The sequence below is a fragment of the Amycolatopsis keratiniphila genome (assembly GCF_000400635.2).
Lineage (GTDB): Bacteria > Actinomycetota > Actinomycetes > Mycobacteriales > Pseudonocardiaceae > Amycolatopsis > Amycolatopsis keratiniphila.
Map to the genome: position 1 here is coordinate 568,612 of NC_021252.1, position 17,756 is coordinate 586,367.

The 17,756-nt window shown below is 69.3% G+C and carries 13 protein-coding genes; 11 read left to right on the forward strand and 2 right to left on the reverse strand.

Annotation, left to right across the window (positions count from 1 at the left end; all coding sequences use genetic code 11):
- Positions 1-227 precede the first annotated feature (227 nt).
- The 11 genes from AORI_RS43755 to AORI_RS43805 all read left to right on the forward strand — a co-directional run bounded on the left by AORI_RS43755 (position 228) and on the right by AORI_RS43805 (position 16,310).
- Entirely contained in the window at positions 228-1,544 is a 1,317-nt protein-coding gene (locus tag AORI_RS43755) for a nucleotide sugar dehydrogenase (protein ID WP_043848536.1), read from the forward strand.
- Positions 1,525-2,712, forward strand: a complete 1,188-nt coding sequence (locus AORI_RS43760; protein WP_016330994.1) for a glycosyltransferase family 4 protein — start codon at positions 1,525-1,527, stop codon at positions 2,710-2,712. The genes AORI_RS43755 and AORI_RS43760 overlap by 20 nt, the downstream gene beginning before the upstream one ends.
- A 139-nt stretch (positions 2,713-2,851) precedes the next feature.
- Positions 2,852-4,132, forward strand: coding sequence for a YveK family protein (locus tag AORI_RS43765; protein WP_016330995.1), 1,281 nt, complete (start codon positions 2,852-2,854; stop codon positions 4,130-4,132).
- Positions 4,129-5,727, forward strand: coding sequence for a Wzz/FepE/Etk N-terminal domain-containing protein (locus AORI_RS43770; RefSeq protein WP_016330996.1), 1,599 nt, complete (start codon positions 4,129-4,131; stop codon positions 5,725-5,727). Before AORI_RS43765 ends, AORI_RS43770 begins: the two co-directional genes overlap by 4 nt.
- Before the next feature lie 11 nt (positions 5,728-5,738).
- Positions 5,739-7,634 (forward strand): asparagine synthase (glutamine-hydrolyzing), encoded by a 1,896-nt coding sequence (asnB, locus tag AORI_RS43775; protein WP_016330997.1) that lies wholly within the window; start codon positions 5,739-5,741, stop codon positions 7,632-7,634.
- Positions 7,635-7,649: 15 nt separating this feature from the next.
- Positions 7,650-9,830, forward strand: coding sequence for a bi-domain-containing oxidoreductase (locus tag AORI_RS43780; protein ID WP_016330998.1), 2,181 nt, complete (start codon positions 7,650-7,652; stop codon positions 9,828-9,830).
- Positions 9,830-11,776, forward strand: coding sequence for a heparinase II/III family protein (locus tag AORI_RS43785; protein WP_016330999.1), 1,947 nt, complete (start codon positions 9,830-9,832; stop codon positions 11,774-11,776). The genes AORI_RS43780 and AORI_RS43785 overlap by 1 nt, the downstream gene beginning before the upstream one ends.
- Entirely contained in the window at positions 11,773-13,296 is a 1,524-nt protein-coding gene (locus tag AORI_RS43790; RefSeq protein WP_016331000.1) for a right-handed parallel beta-helix repeat-containing protein, read from the forward strand. The genes AORI_RS43785 and AORI_RS43790 overlap by 4 nt, the downstream gene beginning before the upstream one ends.
- Position 13,297: 1 nt before the next feature.
- Positions 13,298-14,503, forward strand: a complete 1,206-nt coding sequence (locus AORI_RS43795) for an O-antigen ligase family protein (protein WP_016331001.1) — start codon at positions 13,298-13,300, stop codon at positions 14,501-14,503.
- Positions 14,500-15,681, forward strand: a complete 1,182-nt coding sequence (locus AORI_RS43800; protein WP_016331002.1) for a glycosyltransferase family 4 protein — start codon at positions 14,500-14,502, stop codon at positions 15,679-15,681. Before AORI_RS43795 ends, AORI_RS43800 begins: the two co-directional genes overlap by 4 nt.
- Positions 15,678-16,310, forward strand: a complete 633-nt coding sequence (locus tag AORI_RS43805; protein ID WP_016331003.1) for a phosphatase PAP2 family protein — start codon at positions 15,678-15,680, stop codon at positions 16,308-16,310. The genes AORI_RS43800 and AORI_RS43805 overlap by 4 nt, the downstream gene beginning before the upstream one ends.
- Here AORI_RS43805 and AORI_RS84120 read toward each other — a convergent pair.
- On the reverse strand, positions 16,297-16,485 hold the full coding sequence (locus AORI_RS84120) for a mycothiol transferase (protein WP_016331004.1): 189 nt from the start codon (positions 16,483-16,485) through the stop codon (positions 16,297-16,299). The two genes, AORI_RS43805 and AORI_RS84120, sit on opposite strands and share 14 nt — an antisense overlap.
- Before the next feature lie 203 nt (positions 16,486-16,688).
- Positions 16,689-17,639: a hypothetical protein gene (locus AORI_RS83805; RefSeq protein ID WP_228688290.1), complete on the reverse strand. Its 951-nt coding sequence runs from the start codon at positions 17,637-17,639 to the stop codon at positions 16,689-16,691.
- Between the last annotated feature and the right edge of the window lie 117 nt (positions 17,640-17,756).

Consider the following 17,756-nt stretch of genomic DNA (forward strand, 5'->3'; position numbering starts at 1 on the left):
CGACCCACGCCTCACCGCCGCCTACCCCCCTCACCCACCCCCACCCCCTCCCGAGATCGTTACGCGTCCCTTACGCGCGCCCTGTAGCGTTTCACGCCCCTCGAACGATGAGTAATTCCCTTGCCCCACAGGCATTCCGCCAAAAGCAGGCGAACCGTGGACACCGGTAACGAACCCGGTCCCACCGCCGACCAACGGGCAGCGGAATGCGGCTGGAGGAATTCGTCATGAAGATCAGTGTCTTCGGGCTCGGTTACGTCGGTTGCGTGTCGGCGGCGTGCCTGGCCGGACGCGGGCACGAGGTCGTCGGGGTCGACGTGAACCCGGTGAAGATCGAACTCGTCTCCAGCGGCAAGGCGCCGGTGGTCGAGGAGCGGATCGGGGAACTGACCGCGGAAGTGGTCGCCGCGGGCAAGCTGAGAGCGACCACCGACGTGAGACAGGCGATCGCGGACAGCGAAGTCTCCCTGATCTGTGTCGGTACCCCGTCCGCGCCGAACGGCAGCCTGTCGACGGCGTTCCTGGAGCGCGTCGCCGAGGAGATCGGCGAAGCGCTCCGAGACAAGACCGAACGGCACACCGTCGTCTTCCGCAGCACCATGCTCCCCGGCACCTGCCTGGACCTGCTCGTCCCCATCCTCGAGAAGTCGTCCGGCCGCACCGCCGGTGTCGACTTCGGTGTCGCGGTGAACCCCGAGTTCCTGCGCGAGGGGAGCAGCGTCAAGGACTTCTTCGACCCGCCCAAGACCGTCATCGGCGAGCTCGACCCGGCCAGCGGCGACGTCGTCGCGGCGCTGTACGAAGGGCTTCCCGGCGAGGTCTTCCGCGTCGCGATCCCGGTCGCCGAGATGACGAAGTACGCCGACAACTCCTTCCACGGGCTCAAGATCGGCTTCGCCAACGAGCTCGGCGCGATCTGCCGCGCGCTGGGGCTCGACTCGCACCAGGTGATCGACGTCTTCCTCGCCGACCGCAAGCTCAACATCAGCCCCGCCTACCTTCGCCCCGGGTTCGCTTTCGGCGGCTCGTGCCTCCCCAAGGATCTGCGCGGCCTGGTCTACGCCGCGCACCGCGCGGACGTCGCCGTCCCGATCCTTTCGCACGTGCTGCCCTCCAACGACGAACACCTCCAGCGCGCCTTCGAACTGGTGGCGCGCACCGGAAAACGCAAGATCGGCCTGTTCGGCCTGTCGTTCAAGCCCGGCACCGACGACCTCCGCGAGAGCCCGCTCGTCGAGCTCGCGGAGCGGCTGCTCGGCAAGGGCTACGACCTCCGCATCTACGACGCCAACGTCAGCCTTTCGCGGCTGATGGGCGCGAACCGCGAGTACATCGAGGGCAGGCTGCCGCATCTCAGCCAGCTGCTGGCCGGCTCCATCGACGAGGTCGTCGACCACGCCGAGGTCTGCCTCATCGGCTCCTCCGACCCGGAGGTCCTCGCGGCGCTCCCGGCCGGTGGCGGCCGCACCATCATCGATCTCGTCCGCGTACCCGACGCCGCCGAGCGCCGGGCTGAAGAGGGATATGTCGGTCTTGCCTGGTAAAGCTCTCATCCTCGTCGAGAACCTTTCCGTCCCCTTCGATCGCCGCGTCTGGCAGGAGTGCCAGACCCTTCGCGACGCCGGCTGGGAAGTCCACGTCATCTGTCCACAAGGGACGAAACGGGACACCGAAGCCGAGGTCACCATCGACGGCGTCCACATCCTGCGATACCCGCTGAAGGCCGCCACCGGTGGCCCGGCCGGGTACGTCCAGGAGTACGGCTCCGCGCTGTGGCACACGCTCCGGCTCGCCCGCAAGGTCGGCCGGGTCGACGTGGTGCACGCCTGCAACCCGCCGGACCTGCTGTTCCTGGTCGCGCTGTACCTCAAGCGCCAGGGCGCGAAGTTCATCTTCGACCAGCACGACCTCTGTCCCGAGCTGTACCTTTCGCGCTTCGACCGCGGGGAGGACTTCCTGTACCGCGCGGTCTGCGCGCTGGAGCGCCGCACCTACAAGACGGCCGACGTCGTCATCGCGACCAACGAGAGCTACAAGGACGTCGCCGTGAAGCGCGGCGGCAAGTCGCCGGACGACGTCTTCGTCGTGCGCAGCGCGCCGGTGGTCGAGCGGTTCCACATGGTCCCGGCCGAGCCCGAGCTGAAGAAGGGCAAGCCGCATCTGCTCGCGTACCTCGGCGTGATGGGCCCGCAGGACGGCGTCGACTACGCCTTGCGCGCCCTGGCTTCGCTGCGTGACGAGGTCGGCCGTGACGACTGGCATGCCGTGTTCATCGGTTCCGGTGACGCCTTCGACGCCATGGTGGCGTTGTCCAAGGAACTGAAGCTCGACGACCAGGTCGAGTTCACCGGCCGGATCTCCGACGAGGATCTGCTGCGCTACCTGTCCTCGGCCGATATCTGCCTTTCGCCGGATCCGCTGAACCCGCTCAACGACGTGTCGACCATGAACAAGATCATGGAGTACATGGCGATGAGCCGCCCGATCGTCTCCTTCGAACTGCGGGAGGCCCGCGTTTCGGCCGGGGAGGCCGCGCTGTACGCGCCGGCGAACGACGAGCCGGAGTTCGCGAAGCTGATCGCGCATCTGCTCGACTCGCCGGAACAGCGGGCCGAGATGGGTGAGCTGGGCCGGGCGCGCGTCGCCGGTCCGCTCTCGTGGGAGAACTCGCAGAAAGCCCTGCTCGCGGCCTACGCGGCCGCGGTCCGGTGATCGACATCCCGGTCGCGTTTTGAACAAGACTCGGGCAATCCTGTAACCAACATCGCGGTCGCTCCGACGGGATTGATGCTGCACCCGCACGCACCGATGGGAGACCCCGGCTTTGACTGACGACACGGTGCGCCTGTCCATGATCGGACAGGTCCTGCGCGGGCGATGGCGGACCTTGGTGGTCCTCGCCGTGCTCGGCGCCCTGATCGGCGCGGGATCGTCGGTGATCCTTTCGCCCGGTTACCGGACGACGTCCAGCGTGCTGCTGCAGGGCCCGCGCGAGGCGGACGAGCTGCTCACCCAGGCCGAGGTGGCGACCAGCTCGGTCGTGCTCGACCGGGCGGCCGCCGGCCTCGGCGACGGGATGTCCGGCGCCGAGTTGCGGGACAGGGTGGCCACGTCGGTCGCACAGGGCAATGTCATCACCATCGAGGCCACCGGTGACACCGCCGAACAGACGCAGCGGATGGCCGACCAGATCGCGGGCGAGTTCGTGAAGTACTCGACGCAGATCATCGCCGGTTCCGGTGACGCGGCGGTCCAGCTGGCGCAGGAACGCCGCGAGACGCTGCGTCAGCAGGTCCAGCAGACGAACCAGCGCATCAGCGAACTCTCCGCGAAGGTCAACGAAGGCAAGACGACCGTCGAGAGCGTCCAGCTCCGCACCGAACTGCAGGGCCTGCGCTCGTCGATCGAGTCGGCGATGTCCAGTTTGAACGCGGCCGACACCGCCAGCGGCCTCGGCAACATGGTCGTCCTCGGCTCGGCCGAACTGCCGTCCTCGGCGGCGGCGCCCACTCTTCCGCAGCTCGCCCTCGGCGGCGCGGCGCTGTTCTTCCTCATCGGCCTGTTCGGTCACCTCTTCACCGCCCGCACCGACCGCCGGCTGCGGGACGAGGAGGAGATCGCCGCGGCGATCGGCGGACCGGTGCTGGCGACCTTCGACGCGGTCGAGCAGGCGCCCCCGGCCACCACGTTGCGGGCCAAGCTCCTCCGTGACGACAGGCCGTGGAACGTCCCGCGGGTCGACGTCTTCGCGGACGAGATCGACTCCGACGTCCTGTACCGGCGGCTGATCTCCCGGCTGCCGCACCGGCGGCTGCTCGTGGTCGCCGCCGACGGCGATCACGCCGGGCGGGCGGCCACCGAACGGCTCGCCGCGCTCGCCGGCCGGTGGTTCACCGTCGTGACGGTGTCCCCGGCACGGCCCGTCGTCGCGGACACCGACGCGGACGGGGTCCTCGTCGTGACGAGCCTCGGTTCCCGGTCCGCGTGGGAGCTGGTCGGGATCGCCGAAGCCGTCGCCGACGCCGGTCTCGCCATGGTGGGCACCGTGCTGATCCGGCCGGTCCGGCCGGCCCGCACCCGGCCCGGCACGCCCACCCCGTCCGACCACGAAGCACTGGCAGGTACCGCGTGACCAGCGCCGAAAAAGCGAAGTCAGAACCGCTCATCGATCTGCAACGGCTGGTCGTCTCGATACGGAGACGACGCCGGATGTGGCTCGCGACCGCCCTGCTGGGGCTGATCGCCGGCGGGCTGGTCGCGATGCTCCTGCCGTCGCCGCCCACCGCGGTCGCGCAGATCCTCGTGATCCACCCCGACGACTCGCCGACCGACAGCGGAACGCTGATGCGCACCGACGTCGCCGTGCTCCAGACGACGAAGACCGCGGGCGAGGCGCTCAAGAAGCTGAACAGCACGCAGGCGCCGGAGGAGTTCCTCAAGGACTACGAGGGGCTCGGCCTGACGAACAACGTGCTCCAGCTGACGGTCAAGGGCAAGACCAAGGACGAGGCGCTGGCCCGCGCGCAGGCGATTTCGGACGCCTTCATCGCCGAGTACATCGGCCGCAACCAGGCGGCCGCGGCGGCGCAGCAGAAGGCGCTGCTCGACCAGCGCAACCAGGCCCAGAACGAGCTCACCCCGATCGAAGCGTCGATCGTCACCGAAGAGGCCAAGGGCCGCAACGCCAACCCCGCCCAGCTGGAACGGCTGTACTCGCGCCGCGCGGAGCTGACGTCCAAGATCTCCGACTACGACGGCCGCGCGCAGGAGGCGGGCATCGGCACGCCGAAGGTCGCCGCCGGGACGCAGATCGTGGACGCGCCGCGGATCCTGCCGCATTCACTGCTCAAGACCCTCGCCACCAACGCCGGGATCGGCTTCGCGCTGGGGTTGCTCGCCGGGCTGGGGCTCGCGGCCGTCACGAGCGTGGTGAAGGACCGGCCGGTGCTGCGCCGCGAGATCTCGCAGCATCTCGGCGCCTCCGTGATCGCGCAGTTGCCGAAGCCGCCCCGGTTCCTGCGCCGCTCGCGTGCGGCGACCCGGCGGCAGCGGGTCGCGGCGACCCTCGTCCGAGCGGCGCGGCAGGAGGGCGGTTCGGTGTCGCTGCTCGACCTCGGCGCCCGTCAGATCACAGCCGCGCTCGCCGTCGACATGGCACGCGAACTGGCCGGGAAGGGGCCGGTGTCGCTCGTCGACGACCTGCCGAAGACGGACCTCCGTGAGCTGGCAGGCGAGGGCCCGGTCCAGGTGCTGGACCGCGGCGACGTCCCGATGGCCGCGAACGAACGGCGTATCGGCGTCGGCTCGGTCGAGCCGGGCACGGCGTGGACCGACCTCGAATTCCTCGGCAGGGAAACGATCCTTGTCGTGCGCGCCGGGCACGCGAACACCGAATGGCTGCACACCGTCGCCCGTCAGCTGGCGGACCGGCGGATCCCGATCATCGGGGTCGTGGTGGTGGACCCGGATCCCCGCGACCACACCGACGGGACGCTGTGGGACGGCCTGCACACCGCGTTGCGCGGTCGCGCCGGTGCCGTGCCGGAGCGCACGGCCCCGCCGGAACGCCGGGAGCCGCGGCCGGTGGTGAAGCCGGTCGAGATGTTCCCGCGGGAGAAGAAGAGCGCGCGGCGGCATCCGACCCCGTACAAACGCGCCGACGACAACGCCGATGCGCCGACCAAACGATTCGCGCCTGTGTCACCGGATAACGCCGAAGCCTTGTAGGGGGAGACTAGATGTGCGGCATCGCAGGGGCCTACTTCTGGCCGGACGGGGGACCGCTCACCGATCGGCTCACCAAGACACTCGCCCACCGGGGCCCTGACGGTTCCGGCAGGTACGACCACGGAGAAGTCCATTTAGGACACCGACGGCTGTCGATCGTCGACCTGACCGAGACCGGCGCGCAGCCGATGGTCAAGGACGGGCTCGCGCTGACCTACAACGGCGAGCTGTACAACGCGCCGGAGCTGCGGAAGGAACTCGAAGCCGCCGGTGTGCGCTTCCGGGGCACGTCCGACACCGAGGTCCTGCTGGAAGCCTGGCGGAAGTGGGGCACCGAGGGTTTGCACCGGCTGCGCGGCATGTTCGCGTTCGGTGTCTTCGACGAGCGTTCCGGTGAGCTGGTGCTGGTCCGCGACCAGCTGGGTATCAAGCCGCTCTTCCTGGTGCGCCGCGGCAAGGGGGTCGCGTTCGCGTCCGAGCTGAAGGCGCTGGCGGCCGAACTGGGCGGCTCGCTGACCGTCGACGACACCGCACTCGTCGCGTCCCTGCTCTACTACTGGGTCCCGGACGGCCGGTGCGCGTTCCGCGAGGCGGAGAAGCTGCCGCCGGGCAGCTGGGCGCGGTTCCGGCCGACCGGCGACGTCGAACGCGGCACCTTCTGGTCGCTGCGCCAGGTCGCCGAAGAAGGCGCCGCTTATGAGGGCGAGTTCGACCTCAACGCCGTCATCGAAGACTCCACGCGCAAGCACCTGATCGCCGACGTGCCGGTCGCGACGTTCCTTTCCGGCGGGCTCGACTCCAGCTACCTGACCGCGCTCGCCGCGCGCGAGCGGCCGGGGATCTCCGCGTACACCATCGGTTTCCGGGCCGAGGACGCGAAGTTCGAGGCCATGCCGGACGACCTGATGTACGCGAAGAAGGTCGCCGCGAAGTTCGGCGTCGACCTGCACGAGATCGAGATCGCGCCGCAGGTGCTCGACCTGCTGCCCAGGATGACCTATCACCTGGACGAGCCGATCGGCGATCCGGCGGCGATCAACAGCTACCTGATCTGCACCGCCGCCCGCGAGGCCGGGGTCAAGGTGATGCTCTCGGGGATGGGCGCCGACGAGCTGTTCGCCGGGTATCGCAAGCATCTCGCGAACAAGATCGCCGTCCGGTACCAGCGGGTTCCCGGTCTCGTGCGGCGACCCGTCGAGTCCCTTGTGGACAGACTGCCGGTGGCGACCTCGAAGCGTGGGTTCCGTTCGGTCCGGTTCGCCAAGCGGTTCCTCTCGTTCGCGGAGCTGCCCGAGGAGACCGCGTTCCGGCGCAGCTACACGATGTACGACCAGGCCGAACTCGCCGGCCTGCTGAACCCGGACCTCGCGGGCGCCGTCGACGACGTGATCACCGAACACGCGGACACCTATCACGACAACACGTTGTCGGATTTCGTGAACCGCATGTGCCTCGCCGATTCGCGGCTCTTCCTGCCCGGGCTCAACCTTGCCTACACCGACCGGTCCAGCATGGCCGCCTCCACCGAGGTGCGGACGCCGTTCGTCGACATCGAGGTCGTGAAGGCCGCGTTCCGGATCCCCGGTGACAAGAAGATCGTGAAGCGCCAAGGGAAGATGGCGCTCAAGGAAGCGGCGCTGTCCATCCTCCCCGCCGAGATCGTGCATCGGCCGAAGGGGCTGTTCAGCGCGCCGCTGCGGGCTTGGATGAGCCGCGACCTCGCGCCGCTGGTGCGCGAGGTGACGAACGAAGGTGAATTGGTGAAGGCCGGGTTCCTCCGTCGTGAGGCCCTGCGGAAGCTCGTGGACGAAGACGCGTCCGGGCAGCAGGACCGGTCCAAGCATCTCTGGCACATCTTGACCCTCGAGTACTGGTACCGCGGCGCCGTTTCGGCGCGGACCCCCTGATCGCTGAGGAGCGACGTGAAGCAGGTAGTGCAGAACTACAAGAGCGGGGAGCTGGCGCTCCTCGACGTCGAAGTGCCCGCGTGCAAACCGGGGGGTGTGCTGGTCCGCACCGCCTATTCGCTGATCTCCACCGGCACCGAGATGATGAAGGTGTCCGAGGCGAGCCTTTCGCTGGTGGGCAAGGCGAAAGCCAGGCCGGATCAGGTCGCGAAGGTGATGCAGAGCGTCGCCACGAACGGTCTGGGCGCCACCTACCGCAAGGCGATGAACAAGCTCGACTCGTACACGCCGCTGGGCTATTCGCTGTGCGGCGTGGTCGAAGAGGTCGGCGCGGGCATCGACGATGTCGCCGTCGGGGATTACGTGGCGTGCGCGGGGAACGAGCACGCGCTGCACGCGGAACTGAACTGGGTGCCCAAGAACCTGTACACCAAGGTGCCGGACGGCGTCGACCCGCGGCACGCCGCGTTCGGCACGGTCGGCTCGATCGCGATGCAGGGTGTCCGCCAGGGCGAACCGCAGATCGGCGACATCGCGCTGGTCATCGGGCTCGGCCTGATCGGCCAGCTGGTCGTGCAGCTGCTGGTCGCCTCCGGGGTCCGCGTGGTCGGCGTCGACCCGGACCCGTCCCGGTGCGCGCTGGCCGAACGGCTCGGCGCCCTGAAGTGCGGCGACCCGGCGTCCGGCGTTGTCGACACGGCGGTAGCGGAGATCAGCTCAGGGCACGGTGTCGACCAGGTGTACCTCGCCGCGGGCGGCAGCACGAACGAGCCGGTGGAGCTGGCCGCGAAGCTGGCCCGCGACCGCGGCCGGGTGATCGACATCGGCAAGTGCTCGCTGAACCTGCCGTGGAACGCCTATTACGAAAAGGAACTCGACGTCCGGTTCTCCCGCTCGTACGGCCCCGGCCGCTACGACCCGGAGTACGAACTCGAAGGCCGCGACTACCCGATCGGCCAGGTCCGCTGGACCGAGCGCCGCAACCTCGAATGCGTCGTCGACCTGATGGGCAGCGGCCGTCTCGACGTCGAGCCGCTGATCTCGCACGTCTCGGCGTTCTCCGACGCCGTGGAGACGTACCGGAAGCTGAACGAGGGCGAGCTCAAGGCCGTCGCGGTGCTGTTCGAGTACGAGAAGCGCGCCGTCGCGGCCACCGAGCAGGTCGCCGAGGTCGCGATGCCGAAGACCGCGTCGGTCCGGGCGGTGCCCAAGGGCGGCGGCGTGCGGGTCGCGTTCGTCGGCGCGGGCAACTACGCGTCCTCGATGCTCCTGCCGCATCTCGCGGAGATGGAGGGCGTCGATCTCACCGAGGTCGTCACCACCTCCGCGCTCTCCGGCGCGAACGCCAAGCGCAAGTTCGGCTTCGCCCGCGCCACCACTGATCTCGACACGATGCTCGAAGACTCCTCCATCGACGCGGTGTTCATCGTGACCAGGCACAGCTCGCACGCCGAGCTGACCAGGCGCGCCCTGCTCGCAGGCAAGGCGGTGTTCGTCGAGAAGCCGCTCGCGTTGTCGGAGAAGGAACTGGAGATCGTGCTCGGCGCGATCGAGGAGTCCGGCAACGACCGGCTGCAGGTCGGGTTCAACCGCCGGTTCGCGCCGCTGCTGAACGAGTCGGTGCTCCACTTCGGGCCGCGGATCGGCCCGGCCTCCGTGCGGTACCTGGTCAACGCCGGTCAGCTCGACGCCGGCAGCTGGTACAACCAGGCCGAAAGCGAGGGTTCGCGTTTCGCGGGCGAGGGTGGCCACTTCATCGACACGGTCAGCTGGCTGCTCGGCTCCGACCCGGTGTCGGTGTACGCCACCGCGACTCCCGGCCACCAGGACCTGCAGATCCTGCTGCGCTACCCGGACGGCTCGACCGCGTCGATCGCGTACACCACCAGCGGTTCTTCGGCGTTCCCCAAGGAGACGATCGACGTCACCGCCGACGGCAAGGTGCTGAAGTTCGACGACTTCGCGCGCGCGTCGGTGTTCGGCCGCAAGAAATGGGCGAGCTCCCGCATCCCCAAGGGCCGGGACAAGGGCCAGGCCGCCGAGCTCGAAGCGTTCGTCAACGCGCTGACGACCGGCGTCTCGATGCCGGTGTCGGTCGAGTCGCTCGTTTCGACGACGCTGGCCACCCTCGCGGTCAACCGCAGCCTCGAAACCGGTTCCGTGGTGCGGATCAACGCCAAGGAGGGGCTGGGCTGATGGATCCGTCCTGGTACCTGCGAAGACTGTCGAGGATGGGGCCCGCCGAGATCGCGGGCCGGGTCACCGACGTCGTGCGCAAACGCCAGTGGCGCGGGGTCGCGGGGGAGAAGGCGGTCTGGCTGCCGGATCGCCGGTTCGCGACGGTGCCCGGTGAGGAGGTCCTCGCCGCCGTCTCGGGCGAAGCGGTGAAGGATCTGCTCGTCACCGCCGACCGCCTGATGGACGGGCGCGCCGAGTACTTCGGTGTCGAGCGGGACGACCTCGCCGATCCGGACTGGTCGTACGACCCGAAGACCGGCCGCCGGGCGCCGTCCGATGTGTACTCCTTCGACATCCCGTACCGCAGCGAGGAGACCGTCGGCGACATCAAGCAGATCTGGGAGCCGTCGCGGCATCAGCACCTCACCGTGCTGGCCGCCGCGTACGCCCTGACCGGGGAGGACCGGTACGCCGAACGCGTGGCCGCGCACCTCGCGTCGTGGTGGGCGGCCAACCCGCCGATGCGCGGCGTGCACTGGGTCAGCGGGATCGAGCTGGGCATCCGGCTGCTGTCGTGGGTCTGGGTCCGGCGGCTGCTCGACGGCTGGGCACAGGCCCCGGCGCTGTTCGAGGACAATCCCGTGGCGCTCAATCAGATCTGGCATCACCAGCGCTGGCTGGCCGCGTTCCCGAGCCGGGGTTCGTCGGCGAACAACCACGTGATCGCGGAGGACGCCGGGCAGCTCGCCGCGGCCTGCGCGTTCGCTTGGTTCCCCGAGTCCGGTCAGTGGCGGGACTCGGCGCTGGCGTCGCTGGACAAGATGTTGCGGCACAACACTTTCGACTCCGGGCTGAACCGGGAACTCGCCACCGAGTACCACGGGCTCGTCCTGGAACTGGGGCTCGCCGGGGCGCTGGAGGCGAAGGCCGCCGGGGTCACGGTGCCCGAGTCGACCTGGCTCGTCCTGCTCCGGATGACCGACGCGCTCGCGTCCATTGTGGACAACCGGTTGCGGCCGCCGCGGCAAGGCGATGCGGACGACGGCTTCGGGCTGATCGTCGACGGCGACGAGACCAGCCGCTGGGCTTCGCTGATCGACACCGGATCCGTCCTTTTCGGACGGTTGGACTGGTGGCCGGAGACGCCGGGCGGGGACGTCCGTACCCAGCTCTTCTCCGCACTGGCCAAGGACATCCAGGTCGGCGCCCGGCGTCCGGCGCGACGGCGGGACGACTTCGCCGACGCCGGGATGACCATCCTGCGCGACGGCGAGCTCTGGTGCCGGTGTGACGGCGGCCCGCACGGCTTCCTGTCCATCGCGGCCCACGCGCACGCGGACGCGCTCTCGGTGGAGGTCCGGCACGACGGCGTCGACATCCTCGCCGACCCCGGAACGTACTGCTACCACGGCGAGCCGAAGTGGCGGTCGTACTTCCGGTCCACGGCCGGGCACAACACGCTCGAACTCTCCCGCACCGACCAGTCCGTCTCCGGCGGGCCGTTCCTGTGGACGAAACACGCGGTCACCACGGTGATCGCGGCGGGGACGCCGTCGCGTTGGAGCGCGGAACACGACGGCTACGCGCCGTCGGTGCACCAGCGTTCGGTGGAACTGGACGGCAGCGAATTGACGATTCTCGACGAGGTCCGCGGCGGCGAGGCACGGCACTGCCGCCTCGCGTTCCACCTCGGACCCGCCGTCGAGGTCGCCTTGACCGGGAGCAGGGCCGTCCTGTCGTGGACGGCCGACGGCCAGGACAGGACGGCTTCGTTCGAGCTCCCCCCGGAGCTCACCTGGTCGGCGCATCGCGGCGAAACCACGCCGCCGATGGGCTGGTACTCGGCGGGTTTCGGCCGCCGCGAGCCCGCATGGACCCTGCTCGGCGGCGGGACCGCCGCCGACGGGGCCACCTTCACCAGCGTGCTCACCTTCGATTCGGGTAACGAGGATCCACCATTGTGATCGCACGACCGCACCGCCTCCGCCGGGCAGCGCTTCTGGTGCTGCTCGGCTCGTTGACGCTCACCGCCTGCACGACCCCGGCCGACGGACCGGGACCGGATCCGGGCAAACAGCCGTCCGGTTCCGTCGCGCAGGTGTGCGACAAGCTGCCGGAGGGCCCGGCCGAAGCGCCGGCGGGGGCGGTGAAGATCGACCCCGCGGTGCCGGGTGATCTCGCCACGAAGACCCGCTCGAACCCGGCCGGGACGACGTTCTGGCTGGCACCGGGCACGCACCGGCTCGGCGACGACCGCTACGACCAGGTCAACCCGAAGCCGGGCAACGTCTACATCGGCGGTCCGAAGGCGGTCCTCGACGGCCGGAAGATCAACCAGTACGCCTTCTCCGGCAACTCCGCCGACGTCAAGATCCGTAACCTGACCGTCCAGGGTTTCGCCGCGCCGCACGACGAAGGCGTCGTCAACCACGACTCGGCCGACGGCTGGGTCATCGAGCAGAGCACCGTCCAGGACAACGACGGCGCGGCGCTGATGGCGGGCGCGCGGCAGCAGGTCCGCGGGAACTGCCTGCGCCGCAACGGGCAGTACGGGATGAACGCCTACGCCCAGCACAACAGGATCACCGGCCTCGTCGTCGAGGGCAACGAGATCACCGGCAACAACACCGGCGACTGGGAAGCCAAGATCGACGGCTGCGGCTGCTCGGGCGGGGTCAAGTTCTGGTCGGTCGACGGCGCCGACATCACCGGGAACTGGGTGCACGACAACCGCGGCGTCGGCTTGTGGGCCGACACGAACAACAACGACTTCCGCATCGAGGCCAACGTCATCGAGAACAACGACGGCTCGGCGCTGATGTACGAGACCAGCTACAACGCCGTGATCACCGGCAACACCATCCGCCGCAACAACTGGGTGGACGGCAAGCGCTACATCGACCGCGGCGACAGCTTCCCGGTGGCGTCGATCTACGTCTCCGAATCCGGCGGCGAGCCGAGGGTGAAGGCACGGACGGACAAGCTGGAGATCTCCGGGAACACGTTCGAGAACAACTGGAACGGCGTCACCCTGTGGGAGAACTCCGACCGGTTCTGCAACAGCCCGGCCAACACGTCGTCCGGCTCCTGCACCCGGCTGGTGCCGGACCAGGCGAAATGCGCGCAGCCGGCGATCACGTCGGGCGGCTTGAACGCCGACTGCCGTTGGAAGACCCAGCGCGTCGAGATCCACCACAACCGGTTCGTCCTCGACCCGGCCGTCGCGGGCTGCGAGGAGAGCTGCGCGCGGATGGCGATGCTCGCGAACTTCGGCACGTACCCGGACTGGTCGCCGTACAAGGGCGAGGTCGTGCAGCAGGCGATCACGTTCCGCCAGGGCAACCGGCTTTACGACAACGTCTACTCCGGGCCGTGGAACTTCGTCGCGTTCGAGCCGAGCCGCGTGCTCGGCTTCGGCGAGTGGCAGGGCGCGCCCTACAAACAGGACCAGGGCAGCAAACTGACGCGTGCGGGAGGTGGCTGACATGCTCGAACCCGCGGTCCGTCCGGCGGCGATCCGCAGCACCCCGAAGGCGGTCGGCATCGCCTGGACGTTGCTGATCATCAACACCCTGGGCTCGACCGGGGCGAAGACGGTCATCCCGCTGCCGAGGTCGGTCAGCCAGCTGATCACCATGGGCGCGCTGGGCGCCGCGTTCGTGATCGCGCTCGCGCTGAACGCCCGGCTGCGGATCCGGCCGAGCGCCTATCTCTTCCTGCTCACGGTGCTGCTGGTGCTGAGCGTGGTCGCGAGCCTGAACCTGGAAGGCGGCTTCGGCGCGCTGTTCCGCTGCTTCCGGTTCGCGCTGTTCATCAGCACGCTGTGGTTGCTGACCCGCTGGTGGAACGGCAGCCTAGATCTCGTTCGCACGCATATCCGGGCCTACGGCGTGGTGCTGGTGACGGTGGTCATCGGGCTCGCGCTGGGCCCGGGCAACGCGCTGCCGTTCGAATACGGCGGACGGCTCACCGGCACGCTGTGGCCGCTGACGCCGCCGCAGGTCGGCCAGTACGCGGCCATCGTCATCGGTCTCACGACGCTGCTGTGGCTCGGCGGGAAACTGGAGCGGCGGAACGCGCTGGTGGTCATCGTGCCGTCGTTCGCGATTCTGCTGCTGACCCACACCCGCACCGCCATGCTCGGCCTGGTGGCCGGGACCGTGGTGGCGCTGATGTCGCAGTGGATGTCCAGCGCCCGCGCGCGCAAGGTGTTCACCGGGCTGGTGCTCGTCGGGGTGTTCTGCGCGGTGGCGCTGAGCGGGCTGCTGCAGACCTGGTTCCTGCGCGGCCAGTCGGAGGAGAACTTCTCGAGCCTCACCGGCCGCGCGAAGGTGTGGGACGCGCTGCTCGACGCGCCGCGGACGACGCTCGAGTACCTGTTCGGCGTCGGGCTGACCGACAAGTCCTACGACGGGCTCCCGATCGACAGCAGCTGGCTCGCCGTCTACCACGAGCAGGGCTATGTCGGGATCGCGATCGTGGCCGCGTTCCTGCTCGTGCTGGTCGTGGTCGCGGTGCTGCGGCCGCCGTCGCCGGCCAGGGTCTGCGCGATCTTCCTGATCACCTACTGTCTTTCCGCCTCCTACACCGAGGCGGGCCTCGGCGACGCGTCGCCGTACCTGCTGCACCTGGCCTTGGCCGCGTCGCTACTGGTACGAGCCGACCCTGAGCTTTCCAAGGAGTCCGTGTGAAGGTCCTCGTGATCCACAACCGGTATCGATCCGAGCAGCCGAGCGGCGAGAACAACGTCGTGGACCAGGAGACCGCGCTGCTCGCCGAGGCCGGGCACGAGGTGAGCCTGTTCGAGCGGCGCAGCGACGACATCGCGGAAATGTCGCTGCCGCGCAAGGCCGTCGTCCCGCTGCAGGTGCCGTGGAACCGGGCCGTGCGCGCGGAACTGGCGCGGCGCCTCGCCGACGACCGGCCGGACGTGGTCCACGTCCACAACACGTTCCCGCTGCTTTCGCCGTCGGTGCTGGCCGCGTGCGCGGACGCCGGGGTGCCGACGGTCGCGACCGTGCACAACTACACACTGATCTGCCCGCCCGGCACGCTGTACCGCGAGGGCTACATCTGCACCGACTGCGTGGGACGCAAGCCGATCCCGGCGGTGCGGCACGGGTGCTACCGCGATTCGGGGCTCGCCACCGTGCCGATGGCGGCGAGCATGGTGCTGAACCGCAAGCGCTGGTGGTCCGGTGTCTCGAAGTTCTTCTGCATCTCGCGGGCGCAACGTGAGATCCTGATCGCCGCCGGGATGCCCGCCGACCGGCTCGCGGTGAAGTACAACTTCGTCACCGACCCGGGCAAGACGCGCAAGGGCGCGGGGGAGCACCTGCTGTTCCTCGGCCGGATCACCGAGGAAAAGGGCATCGGCCTGCTGATGAAGGCCTGGGATCGGCTCGTCGCGGCGGGCGGCCCGCTGCCGCCGCTGGTGATCGCCGGCACCGGCCCGATGCAGGACGAGGTCGCGCGCTGGGCCCACGGCCGCGACGACGTCCGCTACGTCGGCCTCCAGTCCAAAGTGGAGTGTCAAGAGCTGATCGTCCGCTCGAACGCCGTCATCGCCCCGTCGGAATGGCTGGAGGCGTTCGGGCTGGTCGTGGTCGAAGCGATGGCCGCCGGCGTCCCCACCGTCGCCGCGGCCCACGGCGCCTTCCTCGAACTCGTCGAGGACGGCGTCACCGGCCTGCTGCACGAGCCAGGGAACCCCGAGTCGCTCGCGGCTCGCCTGCGGGAGATCGTCGGCGACGCCGAACGGAACCAGGAGATGGGCTGGGCGGCGCGGCTGGTGTACGAACAGGAGTTCACGCCGAAGGTCGGCCTCGAACGGCTCGTCGGCGGCTACCAGGCCGCGATCGACGCGTGATCACAGGCCCGCCCGCGATCCCGCCGCGCGCGCGAATCCCGCTCTGGACCCTGGGCGCCTTCGGTTTCGTCGTCGCCCTCGTCCTCGGCCTGCGCTACGCCGGCAGCTCGCACACCGCCGGACTGGACGCCCTCGTACTCCCCGTCGTCGACCGCGTCGAAGGCCCGCTCTGGTACCTGGCGACCGCCATCGACTTCGCGGGCGAACCGGTGGGCGCGATCGTGGTGATCGCCTTGTTCGGCTGGTTGTGCCTGCGGCACCGGCGGCAGCGGATCGCGATCCTCATGGTGGTGGCGAGCGGTGTGACGGTGGCGCTGACCACCGGGCTGAAACCCCTGGTCGGCAGGCTGATCCACGGCGAATTCCTCTCGTACCCGAGTGGGCACACGGCCTTCGCGGTGACCGTCGCGACCGTCGTGGGGCTGCTGGTGATCGACGTGCGCGGCCTCGGGACTGTCGGTGGTGCCTCGGTGCTGGTGGGGCTGGTCGCTTTCGCGGGGCTCGCGATGGGGTGGGCCGAGGTGGCGCTGGGGGCGCACTATCCGACCGACACCTTCGGGGGGTTCGGGGTCGCTGTCGCGGTGGTGCCGGTGGTGGGGTGGGCGGTGGACCGGCTCACTTCCCGGTGAAGCCGTCGAACAGTTCCCGGCCGACGTCGACGTGACCCGCGTGCCGGGCGAAGCTCTGCGCGAGATGGAAAAGAACCCAGGCGAAGGTCGGGTGCTCCTCGACGCCGCTGCGGCGCGTCGCCCGTGCGGCGAGGGCGTCCAAGGGGGTGACAGCCGCCAACCGGGCACTCGCCATGGGAGAAGGCGATGATCCCGGGCGATGGCGTCGTCCGGCGTGATGAGCCATTCCTGTTCGGCCGTGCCCGGCCACGAGAAGTCGACACCGAACGGCGTCCACCCGGATGGCACGGTCGACCACCGGAGGTCGGCTTCGGAGAGCCCGTCGAGTTTGCGGAGGATCGCTATCGCGCTGTGGGCGAGATAGCCCAGAAGCAGCACTCACGCGACCAGCTTGATGTTCGGCCGCGGCCGCGCCTGCGCTGTCCGGAACGCGGCCAACAGCTCGCGCTCGACCTGCGCCGGCTCGGCTCGCAGACGGGACGGCAAGGTCTGAAGCACGACGATCCCCGCGGCGACATAACGCGCGTTGCGCGCGACGGTGGCGCGATGGCCGGTGAGGTCGGCATGGTGACGGTAGGAATCGATCTCCCAGGCGAAAGCACATGCGTCGCACCAGAAGTCCGGGGTGGCGATGTAGTTGCCGTCCGCGTCGAAGATCGGCACGTTCCAATGCCCCGGCGGGAGGCCGGATCTTCGCCAGAGCCGCCAAGCGTCGGCCTCGGCGACGGATCTCGCTCCGGCGAGGAGCGGGGCCAGGGCTCGTCTGGGGAGCGCGGTTCCGGTTCTTCCCGCTTGGTCGAGTTCGTGGGTGAGCATTTCGGCGGTGCAGAAGCGACGTTGGACGGACTCGGCCATCATCGCCTGGATCTCGTCTTCGTCGGTGAGTCTTCGGGCGGCGTCGATGACGGCTCGGGGGACGGGGGCGACGGGGAGGTCGCCGCGGAGGTGGGGACGAGGTGGGCGGTGAGTTCGCTCTATTCGGGCGAATCCGGCGTCGGCCACACCGCGATTCGCCGGTATGAGGACATGAACCTCCTCCTGATCGGGAACTCTTTCCAAGCCATGTCGGCGGAGCGCCCAGACGCCGGTGAGCACCGCGTCTCGTCGGGCATGGAGCAACGCGGCGCGGACTCGATGCTCCTCGGTCGGTGTGCCGTTGCTCAGCAGCACGACTCCGGGGAGCAGTGCTCGCCAGGGGCCGCCCGCCGCGCATCGACGGGAGATGGTCCGGCGTGGCACGCCGATCTCTTCGAGCTCGGTCGCGCGGACCACCTCCGGATGGCCCGGGGCGGTGAGCAGGGGATTGGTGGTCCAGGATCCTCGTTGCACCGGATCATCGTGCAACCAGGTACCGACAGTTCTCCCTCGCAGAGTGCATGAAAGGTCCTCTCATGAGAAAAAGATGGTGACGATGTAGGAATTGGGACACTCAACGTCCCAATTCCT